Source organism: Pyxidicoccus caerfyrddinensis (genome assembly GCF_010894405.1).
GTDB classification, from domain to species: Bacteria; Myxococcota; Myxococcia; order Myxococcales; family Myxococcaceae; genus Myxococcus; species Myxococcus caerfyrddinensis.
This window is the reverse complement of sequence record NZ_JAAIYA010000019.1, coordinates 226,521-228,626: the sequence shown is the minus strand read 5'-3', so window position 1 is coordinate 228,626 and position 2,106 is coordinate 226,521. Positions and strand designations below refer to the sequence as shown.

The 2,106-nt window shown below is 67.3% G+C and carries 3 protein-coding genes; 2 read left to right on the top strand and 1 reads right to left on the bottom strand.

Annotated features, from left to right (window positions below; all coding sequences use genetic code 11):
• The first annotated feature begins 222 nt into the window (after nt 1-222).
• Nucleotides 223-345 carry a hypothetical protein gene (locus tag G4D86_RS53970; RefSeq protein WP_275899188.1) on the top strand — a complete coding sequence of 41 codons (123 nt, stop codon included), beginning with the start codon at nt 223-225 and terminating at the stop codon, nt 343-345.
• 123 nt (nt 346-468) lie between these two features.
• On the opposite strand, the gene G4D86_RS36575 is transcribed toward G4D86_RS53970, so the two are convergent.
• The gene (locus G4D86_RS36575) at nt 469-1,734 is read right to left on the bottom strand and encodes an RCC1 domain-containing protein (protein WP_476705414.1); all 1,266 of its coding nucleotides are present in this window, start codon (nt 1,732-1,734) and stop codon (nt 469-471) included.
• Between G4D86_RS36575 and G4D86_RS52310 the strand changes: the two genes are divergently transcribed.
• Nucleotides 1,625-2,023 carry a hypothetical protein gene (locus G4D86_RS52310; RefSeq protein ID WP_205520020.1) on the top strand — a complete coding sequence of 133 codons (399 nt, stop codon included), beginning with the start codon at nt 1,625-1,627 and terminating at the stop codon, nt 2,021-2,023. The two genes, G4D86_RS36575 and G4D86_RS52310, sit on opposite strands and share 110 nt — an antisense overlap.
• Nucleotides 2,024-2,106 lie beyond the last annotated feature (83 nt).

Here is a 2,106-nt window from a genome sequence, read left to right as displayed (position 1 = left end):
CGCCGTAAGAAGGCCGGCTGGGACGAGCGCTACCTGGTCCACTTGCTGGGGGTGAAGGGCGCCTACACCCCCAGACCCTCCAAGCGGAAGCCTGCCCCACCCCGCGGATGAAGATGCGATTCCCCTGCTCCCAGAGTGGGCTTGGCAGAGTTCCGTGGGAGCCCACCAGTAATCTGTGCCCTGGCGAGGTGTGGCTGGGGAGGGGCAGGTGGGGGAGTACTGGTGGGAGTACAGGCGCAGGCGGCGGAAGGGACGGTGCTGTATGAGACGGTGAAGGACAATCTCGCCACGTTGCTGGCGGAGGCGAAGGCCTCTTCCAGATCCACGCCCGTGCGGTTGGCGTAGCGCTGGTACTCCTTCATCGCCGCGTTCTCGGGGAGGGTGATCATCCCCGGAGCAAGTCCCCGTTTGGGGAGCCAGTCAAGGAGCTTGAAACGCGGGCATCCGGGCCTTGGCGTGAAGAGGGGCTCAGAAAGCGAGCACCTGCACGGGGGAGAACTGGTCGAACGTTGTCCCAATCCCCAGCTGACCGTGGGCATTGCGCCCCCAGGTCCAAACGGTACCGTCCTGGCGCAGCGCCAGGGCGTGAGACCAGCCCGCGAAGACGGTCCTGACCGCGCTGAGCCCTGGCACCTGCGCAGCGGAAGCGCGCTGGGTGGTGGTTGTTCCGTCCCCCAACTGGCCGTTGGCGTTGGAGCCCCAGGCCCAGACGGTGCCGTCCTGGCGCAGCGCCAGCGCGTAGCCGCCGCCCGCGGAAATGGCTGTGACACCACTTACGCCCGAGACCTGCACGGGGACGTCGCGCACGGTGAAGGTCCCATCTCCGAGCTGGCCGTTGACGTTGTAGCCCCAAGCCCAGACGGTGCCGTCCTGACGCCGGGCAAAGCTCGAGTAACCGCCCGCGGCGATGGCTGTGATGCCGCTGAGGCCTGACACGCGCACTGCGGTGGAGCGGTCGATGTACGTCCCATCCCCCAGCTGGCCGTAGCCATTATGGCCCAGTGCCCAGACGGTGCCGTCCTGGCGCAGGGCGATCGTGTGGTAGTACCCCGCAGCAATGGCGGTAATGCCGCTCAGGCCGGACACTTGCACCGGATTGAAGCCATCGGTGGTGAGGGAGCCGGTCTGGCCGTAGGCACCGTGGCCCCATCCCCAGACGGTGCCGTCCGGACGCAAAGCCAAGCTGTGATAGCCGCCTGCCGCCACGGCAATGAAGCCCCCGAGGCTCGGTCCTTGCCCCGGGGTGGAGCGGGGGGTGGCGGAGTTATTGCCCAGTTCTCCCCCCAGGGCAAACCCCCAGACCCAGACGGTGCCGTCCTGACGCAAGGCCAAGGTATGCCGAGCCCCTGCGGAGAGGGCCGTCACACTGCTGAGGCCCGACACTCGCACGGGAGAGGTGCGCTGGGTCCCCGTTCCATCCCCGAGTTTGCCGTATTCATTCCAACCCCAGGACCAGACGGTGCCGTCCTGCATGAGAAGCTCGGAATAGCCATCGCCGGCTGCAAAGCTGGAAGCCGAGACACACGCGGCCAGGCCCGTCACGGTGAAGGACTGGGAGGCAGAGGCCCCCAGGGCGTTGGCCACGGTGACTGTCACGGTGGGAGGGGTGGCTGAGGGAGCACACGTGGGGGCCGTCCACACCAACTGGCTGGTGCCTGCGCTGGTGGTGGGGGTGCCAGGGGTGCCCGTGTTGGCGGCCCAGGAGAAGCTCATCGCGCTGCCCTGCGGGTCCACCGCATTCACTCGAAATGTCACCGTGCCACCGGCGGAGGTGGAGGCGGAGGACTGGAATGTCTCCGTCACCTCGGGGGGGAAGACAGCCGTCCTCTTGGGTCCCACGCAAATGGAAAGAGTGCCCGTCGTCTGGCCCCCCACGGGCAGACTGTTGCGTGAGTCGGTGACGGTGACGGTGAGGTTGCAGTTGTTGCACACGTTGCTGCCAGGCAGGGCCGTGGCGGTGAACTGCGCGGTGGCGGAAGTGGCATTGCTCCACGTGCCGGCACACGAGGCCGACCAGCTGTAGGTCAGCGAGTCGCCATCATTGTCGGAGGCCGTGGCAGAGACGGTGGTGGACTCGTTGACTTCGAGGGCGGTGGCAGTGGCGGA